The 15,094-nt window shown below is 69.3% G+C and carries 13 protein-coding genes; 6 read left to right on the top strand and 7 right to left on the bottom strand.

From position 1 onward, the window contains the following. Positions 1–134: 134 nt before the first annotated feature. Positions 135–1,907 carry a biotin carboxylase N-terminal domain-containing protein gene (locus tag C7C57_RS12955; RefSeq protein ID WP_187976747.1) on the bottom strand — a complete coding sequence of 591 codons (1,773 nt, stop codon included), beginning with the start codon at positions 1,905–1,907 and terminating at the stop codon, positions 135–137. A gap of 78 nt (positions 1,908–1,985) precedes the next feature. Further along, positions 1,986–2,648, bottom strand: coding sequence for a nucleoside triphosphate pyrophosphatase (locus tag C7C57_RS12950; protein ID WP_187976746.1), 663 nt, complete (start codon positions 2,646–2,648; stop codon positions 1,986–1,988). A 62-nt stretch (positions 2,649–2,710) separates the two neighbouring features. Between C7C57_RS12950 and C7C57_RS12945 the strand changes: the two genes are divergently transcribed. From C7C57_RS12945 to C7C57_RS12930, 4 genes are read left to right on the top strand one after another with little or no spacing between them, the layout of a single operon-like run. Continuing rightward, complete coding sequence (locus C7C57_RS12945) at positions 2,711–3,982, top strand: class I SAM-dependent RNA methyltransferase (RefSeq protein WP_187978379.1); 1,272 nt, start codon at positions 2,711–2,713, stop codon at positions 3,980–3,982. Then, complete coding sequence (locus C7C57_RS12940) at positions 3,982–4,641, top strand: response regulator transcription factor (RefSeq protein WP_187976745.1); 660 nt, start codon at positions 3,982–3,984, stop codon at positions 4,639–4,641. The genes C7C57_RS12945 and C7C57_RS12940 overlap by 1 nt, the downstream gene beginning before the upstream one ends. A 33-nt stretch (positions 4,642–4,674) precedes the next feature. After that, positions 4,675–5,934: a sensor histidine kinase gene (locus tag C7C57_RS12935; protein WP_030149023.1), complete on the top strand. Its 1,260-nt coding sequence runs from the start codon at positions 4,675–4,677 to the stop codon at positions 5,932–5,934. Then, on the top strand, positions 5,934–6,908 hold the full coding sequence (locus C7C57_RS12930; RefSeq protein ID WP_187976744.1) for a hypothetical protein: 975 nt from the start codon (positions 5,934–5,936) through the stop codon (positions 6,906–6,908). The genes C7C57_RS12935 and C7C57_RS12930 overlap by 1 nt, the downstream gene beginning before the upstream one ends. A gap of 364 nt (positions 6,909–7,272) precedes the next feature. Here the strand turns inward: C7C57_RS12930 and C7C57_RS12925 are convergent, their stop codons facing one another. Both C7C57_RS12925 and C7C57_RS12920 read right to left on the bottom strand, forming a co-directional pair. Further along, entirely contained in the window at positions 7,273–7,500 is a 228-nt protein-coding gene (locus tag C7C57_RS12925; RefSeq protein WP_255505685.1) for an acyl-CoA carboxylase subunit epsilon, read from the bottom strand. Then, positions 7,497–9,155, bottom strand: coding sequence for an acyl-CoA carboxylase subunit beta (locus C7C57_RS12920; RefSeq protein WP_187976743.1), 1,659 nt, complete (start codon positions 9,153–9,155; stop codon positions 7,497–7,499). The genes C7C57_RS12925 and C7C57_RS12920 overlap by 4 nt, the downstream gene beginning before the upstream one ends. A gap of 87 nt (positions 9,156–9,242) precedes the next feature. Between C7C57_RS12920 and C7C57_RS12915 the strand changes: the two genes are divergently transcribed. Further along, positions 9,243–10,055, top strand: a complete 813-nt coding sequence (locus C7C57_RS12915; protein ID WP_187976742.1) for a biotin--[acetyl-CoA-carboxylase] ligase — start codon at positions 9,243–9,245, stop codon at positions 10,053–10,055. 95 nt (positions 10,056–10,150) lie between these two features. Next, on the top strand, positions 10,151–10,735 hold the full coding sequence (locus C7C57_RS12910) for a PH domain-containing protein (RefSeq protein WP_187976741.1): 585 nt from the start codon (positions 10,151–10,153) through the stop codon (positions 10,733–10,735). A 114-nt stretch (positions 10,736–10,849) separates the two neighbouring features. On the opposite strand, the gene ptsP is transcribed toward C7C57_RS12910, so the two are convergent. From ptsP to C7C57_RS12895, 3 genes are all read right to left on the bottom strand, one after another. Further along, positions 10,850–12,559 (bottom strand): phosphoenolpyruvate--protein phosphotransferase, encoded by a 1,710-nt coding sequence (ptsP, locus tag C7C57_RS12905; RefSeq protein ID WP_245601299.1) that lies wholly within the window; start codon positions 12,557–12,559, stop codon positions 10,850–10,852. Next, positions 12,556–12,825: an HPr family phosphocarrier protein gene (locus tag C7C57_RS12900; RefSeq protein ID WP_030149016.1), complete on the bottom strand. Its 270-nt coding sequence runs from the start codon at positions 12,823–12,825 to the stop codon at positions 12,556–12,558. Before C7C57_RS12900 ends, ptsP begins: the two co-directional genes overlap by 4 nt. Before the next feature lie 117 nt (positions 12,826–12,942). Further along, entirely contained in the window at positions 12,943–15,051 is a 2,109-nt protein-coding gene (locus C7C57_RS12895) for a fructose-specific PTS transporter subunit EIIC (RefSeq protein ID WP_187976740.1), read from the bottom strand. Between the last annotated feature and the right edge of the window lie 43 nt (positions 15,052–15,094).

The following is a 15,094-nucleotide window of genomic DNA, read 5'->3' as shown; positions in this document are numbered from 1 at the left end:
CCTCGCAACACGAGGGCGGCGGTGCCCACTCACGGTGTGGGCACCCGCGACGCAGCCCCCGCGACGCAGCCCCTAAACAGCGCAGCGCCCCGGCCGAGGAAACCCGGCCGGGGCGCTGTGTCGTGTGCGCGTGGTTACGCGTCGAGGATGTTCAGCAGGACGTGGCCGGCCGAGACGGTTTCGCCAACCGGGGCGCTGATCGCGCTGACGACGCCGTCCTTGTGGGCGGTGATCGGCTGTTCCATCTTCATGGCTTCGAGCACAAGCACCAGGTCGCCCTTGACAACCTTCTGGCCCTCCTCAACCGCGACCTTGACGATCGTGGCCTGCATCGGGGAGGACACCGAGTCGCCGGTGGCGCGGGCACCCGAGGTCGAACCTGCGCCGCGGCGGGCGGGCGGGGTCGCGAGCTTGCGGGCACCGGAGTTCTGCGCGGGCAGGACCGAGTCGGGCAGGCTGACCTCGAGGCGCTTGCCGGAAACCTCGACCACCACGGTGTTGCGACCGGCGGGGGCACCCAGTGCCTGCGGCTCGCCATCCCAGGGCTCGATGTCGTTCACGAACTCGGTCTCGATCCAGCGGGTGTAGATCCCGAAGGTGCCGTCGGTCCCCACGAAGGCTGGATCGCGAACGATCTTGCGGTGGAAGGGCAGCACGGTCGGCAGGCCGGCAACCTCGAACTCGTCCAGGGCGCGGCGCGAACGCTCAAGCGCCTCCTGGCGGGTCTTGCCGGTCACGATGATCTTGCCGATCAGCGAGTCGAATGCGCCGGAGATCTCGTCCCCGGCGGTCACGCCGGAGTCCAGGCGAATGCCGGGGCCACCGAAGGTCTTGAACACGTGGATCGGGCCGGGCTGGGGCAGGAAGCCGCGACCTGGGTCCTCGCCGTTGATGCGGAACTCGAACGAGTGGCCCTCGGGCTTGGGGTCCGCATAGTCCAGCAGTCCACCCTCGGCGATGCGGAACTGCTCGCGCACCAGGTCGATACCGGTGACCTCTTCGGACACCGGGTGCTCAACCTGCAGGCGGGTGTTGACCTCGAGGAAGGACACGGTGCCGTCCTTGCCGATCAGGAACTCGCAGGTACCGGCACCCTGGTAGCCCACCTCCTTGAGGATGGCCTTGGAGGCGGCATACAGCAGCTCGTTCTGCTCATCGGTGAGGAACGGGGCCGGAGCCTCCTCCACCAGCTTCTGGTGGCGACGCTGCAGCGAGCAGTCGCGGGTCGAGATGACCACCACGTTGCCCTCGGCGTCGGCGAGGCACTGGGTCTCGACGTGACGCGGCTGGTCGAGGTACTTCTCCACGAAGCACTCGCCACGACCAAATGCGGCCACGGCCTCGCGGGTAGCCGAGTCGAACATCTCCGGCACCTCCTCGCGGGTACGGGCCACCTTGAGGCCGCGTCCACCGCCACCGAAGGCGGCCTTGATCGCGACCGGCAGGCCAAACTCATCCACGAAGGCCAGGACCTCGTCGGCACCGGAGACCGGGTTCAGGGTTCCGGGGGCCAGCGGTGCGCCCACCTTCTCGGCCACGTGACGGGCGGAAACCTTGTCACCCAGCAGCTCGATCGCGTCGGGGCTCGGGCCGATCCAGGTGAGGCCGGCACCGATCACGGCGCGGGCAAAGTCGGCGTTCTCGGCCAGGAAGCCGTAGCCGGGGTGCACGGCGTCCGCGCCGGAGCGGCGGGCGACCGAGAGCAGCTTGTCGATGACGAGGTAGGTCTCGGCGCTGGTGCTGCCGCCGAGGGCGTAGGCCTCATCGGCGAGGCGCACGTGGAGGGCGTCACGGTCCTGGTCGGCATAGACGGCAACCGAACCGATTCCCGAGTCGCGGGCAGCACGAATTACACGGACGGCGATTTCGCCACGATTGGCGATGAGAACTTTAGTAATACGGGGCACAGTCCCCTAGCCTACGATGCCTTTGGCCTCGGGCTTTGGTGGACTCTCACAAAAAAGTGAATCGGATTGCGTGAAACCCTACAGTTCCACAGCGCCGAGGGCCCCGGGTCGGTTCCACAGATCCGTCCATAACACCCCTAATTCCGCGAAAGAATCACGCAAAAGCGGGAGGGAAAGGCCAATAACGGTTGAGGGGTGTCCCGAGATTTCGGAGATAAAGGCGCCGGCCAAACTGTCCAGGGTAAACGCGCCGGCCACCCACAGCGGCTCGCCCGAGGCCACATAGGCGGCGATTTCGGCATCGGTGATGTTGTCGGCGAAGGTCACCGTGGCCCGGGCCACCCCGCCGGTGGCGGCGCGCGGAACCCCACCGCGGTAGTCGATCAGCCAGTGTCCCGAATACAGCGTGCCGGTGCGGCCGCGCTGGGCTTCCCAGCGCGCGGTGGCCCGTTCGGCCGTATGCGGCTTGCCCTGGGAGACGCCGTCCAGCTCAAACGAGCTGTCTCCACCGAGGACGAAGCCATCCAGCGGGTTGCCGTCGGCATCGCGGGTCACCGCCTCGGCCTTGGCCCGGCCCAGCAGCGCCACCATTTCTGGGGTAGAGAGCGGACCGGAGGCCGCCTCGGCCGCGGCGACGGTGGCCGGTTCATCCACGTGAGAGTGCACAATCACGGGCTCGATCCCCGCCGAACGCAGCAGCATCAGGCGGGCGGGAGAGGTGGAGGCGAGGTACAGGGTCATGACGTTCCTTGGCACAAAAGTAGGTCGCGGCGGGGAAAACGTGGGAAGCTCGGAGTGTGAGTGTGCAATCCGACCCCCAGATCCTCGAACTTGATGTAACCAACGTAGCCCACGGTGGTGTCTTTATCGCCCGACATGAGGGCCGCGTGGTCTTTGTCACCGACGCGATCCCCGGCGAGCGCGTGCGCGCCCGGGTCCGCCGTCAGAAGTCCAGCTTCTGGGAGGCCGATACCCTCGAGGTTCTGGAGCCCTCCGAGCACCGTCGCGAGCACGTGTGGTCGGCCGCGAGCATCACCCGCGATCCCGCGCAGCGTGCCGGTGGGGCCGAGTTTGGACACATCGACCTGGCCCACCAGCGCAGCCTCAAGGAAACCGTGGTGACCGAGGCCCTGGCCCGGTTTGGTGGCATCGAGCTGCCGGTCACCGTGTCCGCGGTCCCCGGCGATGACGAGACCGGCGGCCTGGGCTGGCGTACCCGCGTGAGCCTCCAGGTGGACGGCGAGGGCCGGGTTGGGCCCTATGCGTCCGGCACCCACACCGTAATCGAGGTGGACGACCTGCCGCTGGCCCATGCGGCTATCGCCGAGGCGATGCCGCGCCACGGCGTCCCCGCGGGGACCGCCTCGATCGACATTCTGCGCACCTCGGGGGGCGAAACCCGGGTGAACCTGCGCGAGCAGGTGCGCCGTCGCGGTCGCGCGCCGGTGGCCCCGGCGAATGCCCCGACCATCATCGAGACCGTGGGTGGACGCGAGTTCCGCCTGGCCGAAAACGGCTTCTGGCAGGTGCACCACGGAGCCGCCCAGGTCCTGACCACCGCCGTGCAGGACGCGATCGACGCCGACTACTTCGATCCTTCCGCCGGCAACCTCGACCTCTACGGCGGGGTGGGCCTGCTGGCCGCCGCCGTCGGTGACCGCTTCGGCGCGGGCACCCGGATCACCAGCGTGGAATCCAGCGAGCGGGCCACCGTTCACGCGGGGGAGAACCTCGCCGAGTGGATCGGGGCCAGCGCCCAGACCGCCCGGGTGGATGCCTACCTGAGCGGACTGTTCGAGAACGCCGGATCGGCCGAGCGTGCGCGACTTGCAGCCGGCACCGTGGTCCTGGACCCGCCCCGCTCGGGCGCCGGCAAGCGCGTGATCGAGCAGCTGGTGGAGCTCGACCCGGCCCAGATCATCTACGTGGCCTGCGACCCGGTGGCCCTAGCCCGCGACCTCGGCCAGCTCACCGCCTCGGGGTACACCCTCACCGGCGTGAGCGGATTCGACCTGTTCCCGCACACCCACCACGTCGAGGCCGTGGCCTCGCTGGTGCGGACCGGGCGGCGCTGATGGGTGCCGTGCGTATTGCCGTGATCGATGATCACGAGTCGGTCCGACTCGGCCTGCAGGCCGTGTGTGCGGCCGCGGGTCACCGCATCGTGTCCAGCACCGCCGGGGTCGCCGAGTTCCTGGAGATCCGGGTGCCGGTGGACGTCGTGGTGCTGGATCTCTCGCTGGGGGACGGATCCAGCGTGGCCGAGAACGTGCGCGCGGTCTCCCGAGACGGCGCGGCCGTGCTGATTCACAGCATCGCCGACCGGGTGGGCCTGGTCCGCGAGGCCCTGGCCGCCGGCGCCGCCGGGGTCATCCCCAAGTCCTCTCCCGCGCACGACGTGGTGGCGGCGATCGAAACCGTCGCCGGCGGCGGTCCGCTGACCAACCTCGAGTGGGCCAGCGCGATCGAGGCCGACCGGCAGTTTGCGGTAGCGCAGCTCGGGCCGCGCGAGCGCGACGTGCTGAGCCTGTATGCCTCGGGCCTGCCGCTCAAGGATGTGGCCGTGGAGCTGGGCATCGCCCCGTCCACCGTCAAGGAATACCTGAACCGCATTCGCGGGAAGTACGTGGAGGTGGGCCGTCCGGCCCGCACCAAGCTGGAGCTGCTGCGCCGCGCGGTCGAGGACGGCATCCTGGAGGACATTCCCGGAGGCCCCGGTGACCCCATCGGCTAGCGCCCGTCGCCCCGCGCCCGCAGAAATCCGCGCATGGTAAGCCTGCCCGAGGAGAGCGCCCAGGAGGCCGAGCGGAACACCCGGCTCGGTCGGGAGTTGAACTCGATTGCCGCGGTGAGCTCGCTCGGAGCGGTCCGGGTCGAGCGCTGGATCGCGATCTGTATCGGCGCGAGCGGACTGCTCTATGGCCTGCTGGCGCTCTCCGGGATCCTCTCCGATGGGATGGGGCGCCTCGGCCCGCAGCTGATCGGCTACTCGGTCGCGCTGCTCGAACTGGTGCCGCTGGTCCTGGTGGTCCTCGCGACCCCGTGGCCCTGGCTGCAGCGCCGGGCGAGCATCCTGTTTGTGGTGTGCTACCTGCTCGCGGTCCTGCTCTGGGTGCGCTTTGTGCCGGACCCGCTGGAGCCGCCGTCCTGGATCTGGTACCTCTGTACCGTCGCCAGCGCGTGTGTCGCGCAGGCCTTCGGGCGCACGATCGCGCTGTGCTACACCGCGCTGATCGCCGTGCTGGTGGGCATCAGCGGGGTGGTCCACGAGGGCTTCGTGATCGGGGCCCGCGAACCGATGATGGACGCGATCTTCTCGCTCACCCTGGGCACCCTGGTGGTGATCCTGGTTGACCTGTTCCGCTCGGCCGTGAGCCAGGTGGATACCACCGCCCGGCTCGCCCTGGAAAAGTACAGCGGCACCGTCGAGCGCGCGGCCCAGGAACTCGAGCGTGCCGAGGTGGACGCGCTGGTGCACGATACCGTGCTGGCCAGCCTGAGCGCCGCCGTCCACGCCAACACCGAACAGCAACAGCACATCGCCCGGGACATGGCCGATGAGGCGATCGTGCGCCTCACCACCGCGGTCGCCCTGGCTGCCCCGAGCGAGGAGCGGATGGCCCTCGCGGTGGTCCAGGAACGGCTCACCGATACCGTGGCCACCCTCGATGTGCCGATCCTGGTGCAGCGCTATGGCCAGATGGAGGGCACCCTGCCCGCCGATGTCGCCCATGCGCTGATCCAGGCGGCCACCCAGGCCCTGACCAACAGCGTGCAGCACGCCGGGGATTCCGAGGTGGCGCGCCAGCTGACCATGCGTGCGCCGGTGCCGGGCAGCCTGGTGCTGGAAATCATCGACCGCGGGCGCGGGTTTAGGCCCGACCAGATCGCACCCGGACGCCTGGGCGTGCGGGTGTCGATCCGTGGCCGAGTGGAGTCGGTTGGGGGCGAGGTTCGCATCCTCTCGGCCCCGGATCGCGGAACCCGGGTGGTTCTCTCCTGGTCGCCGCAGGGAGGGACCAACTAGTGCGTCGAGTACCCCTGCTCATCCTGGCCGCCGTCTTCTCGGCGCTACACGGCGTCCTCGGGCTGACCCACCTGGAGCAAAACCCCGATGCCGACCCGGTGCTGCTGGCCATCGCGCTCTACTGGGCGGCCTCGGCGCTGAGCCTGGCCTGGCCCGGCGGGCGCCCGCTGCCGCGCGCGGTCGCGATTATCAACGTGGTGGTCTCGGCGGCCGTGCTGCTGCTGGTGATCCCGCCGCTGGATCCCACCGTCCCCAACGGCTACGCCACGTGGCCCATCGCCGGAATCGGAACCCTGATGGTGATCACGCTGGTGCGCGGGCGCGAAATTACCGCCTGGGCGGGCACGCTGGTGCTGATCGGCATCTCGATGGCCTGGGCGGGCCCGCTGGGGGCGCTGGGCATCGGTCTGCCCGGATCCATCGTCTGGATGGTGGCCGCGAGCCTGCTGACCCACGCGATGAACCGGCTGGGCCGCGACAACGCCCGCCTGATGCAGGCCAGCCGGGAAACCGCGCTGCTGCGGGCCGGGCAGGACGCCTATCGGGAGATCCGGCTGCACCGCCTGCGCCAGACCCAGCTGCGGGCCGCGCCCATGCTGCGCGCGATCGTGGAGTCCGAGGGGGACCTCTCGATGGCTCAGCGCCGCGAGTCCGAGGTGCTGGAAGCCGGTCTGCGGGACGAAATCCGTGGCCGCGGTCTGCTGAGCGACCCGGTGCGTCTGGCGGCTCTGGATGCCCGCCGACGCGGCATCCGCGTGGACCTGCTGGACGAGGATGGCCTGCTGGGGCTGCCCGCCCACCGTCGCGAGCAGATCGCCGACCGGATCGTGCTCTCGCTGGGACAGATCGAGCGCGGGCGCGTGGTCGTGCGCAGCGGCACCGGGGATATCGCGGTCACCATCGTGGGCATCGGTCCCGGGGCCGACGGCGAGGACGAGCTGAAGTTCCGCACGCTGATCCCGCGCAACCTCTGAGCCTCGTCCGTTTACGGAACGGGCGGCACCGGTTAAAAGAAATCGGCCGGGATTGTTTGTAAAAACAACCCCGGCCGTTCCGGTTGAAGAGACTAACCCGAATAGTCTCTCCATCCTCCCCCCAAGACGTTGTTCTTACCCTAGAACGAGTGTCTTGGTAGATGCACGATGCGAGCACCGTGTATCCGTTGTCTATTCTGGTCGAAAACCCCCGGCGCGTCCAAGCGAAACGACAGTATTGGCAAAAGTGCAAACGTTTGCGCTGATCCGAACCGTGATTCTTTGGGGACTTCCGGGCGTGTCATGCGACAAAACGGCGGCCCTATGCATGTGCATGGGGCCGCCGTTCGGGGAAAATGGGTGCTTACCCGCTAAATCCGCGCCAGCGTCCGGCGCCGGGCCGAACTACCGGACGAATCGCGCGCTGCGAATGCGTCCAGGCCGACACGTTCGCCGGCTCGCTGCGTTCGGCGCGGGCACCCTCCTCGGCCAGCACCAGGGTCAGGACCGCCGACACCGCGGCGATCTCCTCCTCGGTGGGCTCGCCACGCATGAAGCGCATCGTGGGGGCGGGCATGTTCGCCTCGGTCACAGCGGGATGTTTCCGTGCTTCTTGGGCGGCAGGCTGGCGCGCTTGGTCTTGAGCGAGCGCAGGGCCTTGATCACCGCGACGCGGGTGGCCGCGGGCTCGATCACGCCGTCCAGCTCGCCACGCTCGGCGGCGAGGAACGGGCTGGCCACGTTGTAGGTGTACTCGTTGGCCAGCTTGGTGCGCACGGCGGCGACGTCCTCGCCGGCCTCCTCGGCCCGCTTGATCTCGCCGCGATAGAGGATGTTGACCGCGCCCTGACCACCCATCACGGCGATCTCGGCGGTGGGCCAGGCCAGGTTGATGTCGGCACCGAGCTGCTTGGAGCCCATCACGATGTACGCGCCACCGTAGGCCTTGCGCAGGATCACGGTCACCAGCGGCACGGTGGCCTCGGCGTACGCGTAGAGCAGCTTGGCGCCACGGCGGATCACGCCAGTCCACTCCTGGTCGGTGCCGGGCAGGTAGCCGGGCACATCCACCAGGGTCAGGATCGGGATCGAGAACGCGTCACAGAAGCGCACGAAGCGGCTGGCCTTCTCGCCGGCCTCGATGTTCAGGGTGCCGGCCATGGCCTGCGGCTGGTTGGCCACGATACCCACCGGGCGTCCCTCGACGCGGGCGAAACCGATCACGATGTTCGGGGCGAACAGCGGCTGCACCTCGAGGAACTCCCCGCCGTCCACCACGTGCTCGATGACGGTCTTGACGTCATAGGGCTGGTTGGGGGAGTCGGGGATCAGGACGTTGAGCTTGCGGTCGGCGTCGCTGGTCTCGAGGTCCACCTCGGTGGGGTACTCGGGCAGCTCGGCCAGGTTGTTATCCGGCAGGTAGGAGACCAGCGAGCGCGCGTAGTCCAGCGCGTCGGACTCGTCCTCGGCCAGGTAGTGCGCGACACCCGAGCGGGTGTTGTGGGTCAGCGCGCCACCGAGCTCCTCCATGCCCACGTCCTCGCCGGTCACGGTCTTGATGACGTCGGGGCCGGTCACGAACATCTGGCTGGTCTTGTCAACCATGATCACGAAGTCGGTCAGCGCGGGGGAGTACACGGCGCCACCGGCGGCCGGGCCCATGATGATCGAGATCTGCGGGATGACACCCGAGGCGGCGGTGTTACGGCGGAAGATCTCGCCGTACTTGCCGAGGGCCACCACACCCTCCTGGATGCGGGCGCCGCCCGAGTCGAGGATGCCGAGGATCGGCACGCCGGTCTTCAGGGCCAGATCCATAACCTTGATGATCTTCTCGCCGGCTACCTCGCCGAGCGAGCCGCCAAACACGGTGAAGTCCTGCGAGTACACGGCCACCTGGCGACCGTGGATGGTGCCGGTTCCGGTGACAACCGCGTCACCGTAGGGACGCGAGCGGTCCATGCCGAACGCGGTGGTGCGGTGGCGCACAAACTCGTCCAGTTCCACGAAGCTGCCCGGGTCGAGCAGCTGTTCGATGCGCTCGCGCGCGGTCTGCTTGCCCTTGGCGTGCTGCTTGGCCTCGGCCGCGGCACTGGGCGCGGTTACGGCCTCGTCATAGCGACGCTTGAGGTCGGCGATACGACCGGCGGTGGTAAAGAGGTCCGCGCCGTCGGCGGGGTTCGGCTGGGCTAAAGATTCAGTCACACGGTTTACTCTATCTCGACCACCCCCATCTGGCGGGTTCATCGGTTCCTACAGTGTGAATCGTGTTTCGTTGTGGGAATGCTCAGATGGCGAACGGTGGTGGGGATCCCGAGGCCGTATTCTGGGGGAATGACCGAAGACGCGCCCTCGCTGACCCGCTCCCGTGCCCTCGCCCAGCGCCTGCGCTGGCTGGCCGAATCCGGCTCGACCAACGCCGACCTGCTGGCCCTGGCCACCGCCGACACCGCGGGTTGGCCGCACCTGAGCGTGCTGCTGACCGACACCCAGGTGGCCGGCCGCGGACGCCTGGACCGGGTCTGGACCTCCCCCTCGGGCAGTGGACTGGCGATCTCGCTGCTGGTGCGTCCGGCCGGGAAGCTGCCGATGGAGAGCTACGGGTGGCTCTCGCTGCTGGCCGGGACCGCGATGGCCGAGGCGATTAACGCCCGGCTGAGCGCGGCCGGTGCCGCCCCGGATGCCCGGGTTAAGTGGCCCAATGATGTGCTGGTGGCCGGCAAGAAGATCTGCGGGGTGCTGGCCGAGATTTCGGCCGACGGGTCGGTGGTGATCGGGACCGGGATCAACACGGCGATGAGCGCCGCCCAGCTTCCGGTGGACACCGCAACCTCGCTCGCGGTGCTCGGTGCGGATCCCGACCCCGACGCCCTGCTGGCCGAGTACCTGGGGGTATTTATCGAGCTCTACGATGCCCTGGTGGCCGCCGGGGGCGACGCCGAGGCCTCGGGGCTGCGGGCGCGCGTGGAGGCTCGCCTGGACACCCTGGGTCGCTCGGTCCGGGTCGAGCGTCCGGGCGGGGTGTTCCAGTTCGGCCGCGCGCTTGCGCTGGACGCGGACGGGCGCATTGTGATCGTGGATGCCGACACCGGCGCGCACACCACGGTTTCGGCCGGGGACATCACGCACCTGCGCGCGCAGGACTAGCAGTCCTCTCACCAGCGCCCGAGAAACGGCCGCAAATCCCGCCGTTTCGGCCGAGCCATCCACCGCCCGGGCGCGCTTGCTGATAGGAATGGACCATGGTCGATTTCACCCGCGGCCCCGGGACCGGGGACGCCACCCAGATTCTCGGAGCTCCCGCCGGTGCCCCGATGTTTCCGACACCCAGCGTGGTGCCCACCGAGCGGGTGGTTGCCCGGCTGCGTCGCCACGCACGCTTCCTGATCCTGCCGGCGCTGATTTTTATCGCGCTGCCCGGTGCCCTGGTGTTTGGAATCAGCCGATTCCCCACCGGACCGGAGTTCTGGATGGTGGTAGGCGGGGCGATCGCCGTGTTTGTCTTCCTGGTGCTCTGGCCCTACCTGGTGTGGCTCAACCGTCGCAGCACGATCACCACCCGTCGGGTCATCATGCACCGCGGCTTCCTGGTGCGTGAGCGGCGCGAGGTGTTTCACAGCCGCGGCTATGAGATCGCCACCCGGCGCGGGCCGATTCAGGCGCTCTCGGGCTCGGCGACGATCGTGCTCACCGCCGGTACCGATCGGCCGCTGGTCCTGGTTTCGGTGCCGGGCTCCCGCCAGGTGGTGGACACCCTGCACCACCTGATCGAGGTCAACCAGGTGATTCCCGCCGTAACCCCGCAGCGCGAGTCCGGGGCCTTCTAGCCGTTCCGGGAACGCGCGCCGTGGCGCGCGTCCGGCGCCGTCTCACCCCGACGCGCGTTCCCCGGGCAACACAAAGGCGCACGCCCGCGGGCGTGCGCCTTTGTGTATAGCGGGCTAGAGCAGCGCAACCAGCTCGGGGGTCGCCGCCGCGCGGACGGCCGCCCGGGCACCCTCGGGATCCTCGGCGGCCAGGGCCGCGGCCGCCAGACGCTCGCAGTGTTCCAGCGTGTGGGTCTTGAGCGCCAGGCGCACCCCGCGAATCTTGCTGGTCGCCATCGACAGGCTGGTGACGCCGAGGCCCACCAGCACCAGGGCCAGCAGCGGGTCCCCGGCGGATTCCCCGCAGACGCCCAGCGGCTTACCGGCGTGCTTGGCGCCGGTCGCGGCGGCGGCGATCACGTCGAGCACGCCGGGCTGCCAGGGATCCAGCAGCTCGGAGAGCTCACCCTCCATCCGGTCGGCGGCCATCGTGTACTGGGCCAGGTCGTTGGTGCCCAGGCTGCCGAAGTCGACCTCGGCCAGCACCTGCGCCGAGCGCAGGGCCGCGGCGGGCACCTCGATCATGACCCCGGCCTTGGGTAGGCCGTTGGCACGCACCCGCTCGGCAAACCAGCGGGCCTCGGCGATGGTGGCCACCATCGGAGCCATCACCCGCACGTCCGCCCCGGTGGCCCGGGCCGCGGCGGCGAGCGCCTGCAGCTGGGTTTCCAGCAGCTCGGGCTTCGCCTGCGAGAGCCGCAGACCGCGACGTCCCAGGGCAGGGTTCTCCTCCTCGCCCAGGTTGGCGAAGGCCAGAGGCTTATCGGCCCCGGCATCCAGGGTCCGCACAACCACGCGGCGTCCGTCGAAGGGCGCAAAGACGCGGCTGTAGATCGCTGTCTGCTCCTCCAGGGTCGGGGCGTGGGCGGCCGAGAGGAACACAAACTCGGTGCGGAACAGGCCCACACCCTCGAGATCCTCGGCACCGGCCAGCTCAGCGTCCTTCGCCCCGCCGATATTGGCGAGCAGGGCGATCGGGTGCCCATCCTGGGTGCTACCCGGGCCGGAGACCTCGGCCAGGGCGGCCGCACGGCGCTCGCGGCGCAGACGCTGATTGGTGACGACCTCGGGATCGGGGTTCAGCACCACTTCACCGGTGTCCCCGTCCAGGGAGATCGGGGTTCCGGCGGGAATCTCGGTCGCGCCGGGCAGCTGGACCACCGCGGGGATGCCCATCTGCGCGGCGAGGATCGCCGTATGGCTGGTGCGTCCGCCGGCGCGGGTCACGATGCCCAGGACCAGGGAACGATCCAGCGTCGCCGTTTCGGCCGGCGCGAGATCCTCGGCCAGGATGATGCTGGGCACGCTAAAGGGCGGCACCCCCGGTGCGGGCCGCCCCAGCACGTGGGCCATCGCCCGCGAGCCGATATCGCGCAGGTCGGTGACCCGCTCGGCGAAGTAGCCGCCGAGGGCCTCAAACTTGGCCGCGAACTCGTCGATGGCCAGGTTGATCGCGGTGGCCGGTCCGTTGCCCTCACCCAGGTGCTTGGTCACCGCGCGGTGCAGGGCACGGTCACGGGCGATCATCGCGGTGGCCTTGAGGACGTCCCGGGCGGTGTCATCCGCCCGCGCCGAACGGGCCTCGAGGTCCTCGGCCACGTGCATGAAGCTGGCAATCGCCGCCTCGGAGGCCGCGGCGGGATCCGCCGGGGCCTCCTCGTTCTGCGGGGGTTGCACCGGCGCCGCGACCTGAACCACCGGGCCATAGGCGGAACCCGGGCTCACGCCCACGCCCTGCCGCACCTCGGTTACCGCGGAACCGTCGGCGACGCCGATGGTGCTCACTCGGCGTCCAGGTCCGAGTTCAGCAGCGCGACCAGGCGGTCCAGGACGGCCTCGGCGTCCGGACCCTCGGCGGTGAGCTCAACAACCTCGCCGTTGCGGGCACCCAGGGCCATCACGCCCAGGATGCTGCCGGCGTCCACGGTGGGCTCGCCCACGCGGCCGATCTCAACCTCGAGGCCCGAGTCCTCGACGGCCTCCACAAAGATGGCGGCGGGACGCGAGTGCAGGCCGATAGATGAGGCGATGGTGGCGGTACGAGTTGCCATGATGACTCCTTTGATAACTGTGACTACGGTAGCCCGCCGCGCGGCGGGCGTACAGGGGTGAGAGTGAGACGGCGCCCGGCTGTGTCGGTTCGGGAGCGGGCGTACAGGGTTGAGGAACTAGACGGCGACCTGAGCTGTCGCCTGGGCGGCCAGCTTGTTCCGGGCGGTGATCGACTTGGACACGATCACCAGCAGGGCGGTGATCGCCACACCGATGGCCAGGGCCAGCACAAACAGCAGCGGCTGACCGATCAGCGGGAGCACCCAGATACCACCGTGCGGGGCGCGCAGGGTCGCACCGAAGAGCATCACCAGGCCACCGGTCACCGCGGATCCGATGGTCGAGGAGATCATCACGCGGATCGGGTCGGCGGCGGCAAACGGAATCGCGCCCTCGGAGATGAACGAGGCACCCAGCAGCCAGGCGGCCTTACCGTTTTCGCGCTCGGGGGCAGAGAACAGCTTGGGGCGCAGGGTCGTGGCCAGGGCCATCGCCAGCGGGGCGACCATTCCGGCTGCCATGACCGCGGCCATGATCTTCAGCTGCGGGGCATCCATCGAGGCACCGGCGGCGGCCAGACCCGCGGTGGCGAATCCATAGGCCACCTTGTTGACCGGACCACCGAGGTCGAAGCCCATCATCGCACCGAGAATCAGGCCGAGCACCAGCACGCCGGCACCGGTCAGGCCGTTCAGGCCGTCGTTGAGCGAGGTCATCAGCCAGACGATCGGGCGACCCAGCACCGCGATAAACAGACCCGCGGTGATAAAGGTCGACAGCAGCGGGATGACCACCACGGGCATCACGCCGCGGACACCCTTATGGACCTTCCAGCCGGCGATCCAGTGCGCGACCGCACCGGCCAGCAGACCGGTCACGATACCGCCGAGGAAGCCGGCGTTCATCGAGGCCGCCAGCGCACCGCCGACGATACCGGGAACCAGACCCGGACGGTCGGCGATCCCGAAGGCGATGTAGCCGGAGAGGATCGGAACCAGGAACCCGAACGAGGTGGATCCAATCACAAACAGCAGTCCCGCCCAGGAGGTGAGGCTGGCGATGTTGAAGTTCTGGGTGATGTCAAAAGCGGCGTCCTGCGTGTGGATGCCGTACTTCACGATCTCGATCGCGCCGTTTTGGCCCAGCGCGATCTGCGCGAGCATAAACGAGAGGGCGATCAGGATGCCGCCGGCGGCGACAAACGGAATCATGTAGGAGACACCGGTCATCAGCCACTGCTGCAGGCGGGTTCCAAAGCCCTTGCGCTCCGAGGACTCGCTGGGCATCGGGGTCGCGCTCGCCGCGGCGGCGGCGCGGCTGGGGTCGGCGGCCCAGGCGGCGGCCAGGTTTCCCGCGTCGATCAGTAGCTGCGGACCGGCGGAGATCGCCTTCTTCACGCCGACGTCGATCGTGGGCTTGCCGGCAAAGCGGGCGCGGTCCTTGACCTCCACGTCGTGGGCGAAGATCACCGCGTCGGCCGCCGCGATGTCCGCGGGATTCAGCGGGGTGGATCCGGCCGAGCCCTGGGTCTCCACCAGGATCTGGTGGCCAGCCTCGCGGGCGGCATTTTCCAGCGCCTCGGCGGCCATGTAGGTGTGGGCGATGCCGGTGGGGCAGGACGTCACGGCCACAAAGCGCAGCGGGCGGGCGGCGGTGGCGGCCGGGGAAGCCTCGGGAGCCGGGGTAGCGGGAGCGGTGGCGGAAGTATCGGCGGCAGCGGCCGCCTCCGCAGCGGGTGCGGCCGCGCTCGCCGGGGCCTGTGCCGCGGGCTTCTCCGCCTTGAGCTGCACGTGCTCCTCGACGATGGCCACGACCTCCTCGGGCGTGGCCGCGCTCAGCAGCGCCTCGCGGAAGTCGTTGTGCATCAGCGCACGTGCCAGCTGGGGGAGCACCTGCATGTGGGCGTCTCCGCCGTCGGCGGGGGCGGCGATCAGGAACACCAGGCGGGCGGGGCCGTCCTTGGCACCCCAGTCGATGCCGTCGGCGATCCGGCCAAAGACCAGCGAGGGCTCGGTGATCGCCGCGCTGCGGGCGTGGGGGATCCCGATGCCGCCGGGCAGTCCGGTGGCCATCTTGGACTCGCGCTCCTGCACATCGGCGATAAACAGGTCGATGTCGGTGCAGCGTCCGCTGGCAACCAGGCGCTGGGCGAGCGTCCGGGTGGCCTCGTGTCGGTCGGCTCCGGTGAGGTCGAGCACCACTTGTTCGACGTTGATGAGTGGCATATCGATTCCTTTCAGGGTTTTCGGTAAAGCGGGGAGGTGGGTG

Origin of the sequence: Mycetocola sp. JXN-3 (assembly GCF_014522285.1) — a bacterium.
Taxonomy (GTDB): Bacteria; Actinomycetota; Actinomycetes; order Actinomycetales; family Microbacteriaceae; genus Mycetocola; species Mycetocola saprophilus.
Note: the sequence above shows the minus strand (reverse complement) of the source record. Positions and strands in the feature narration are given on the sequence as shown.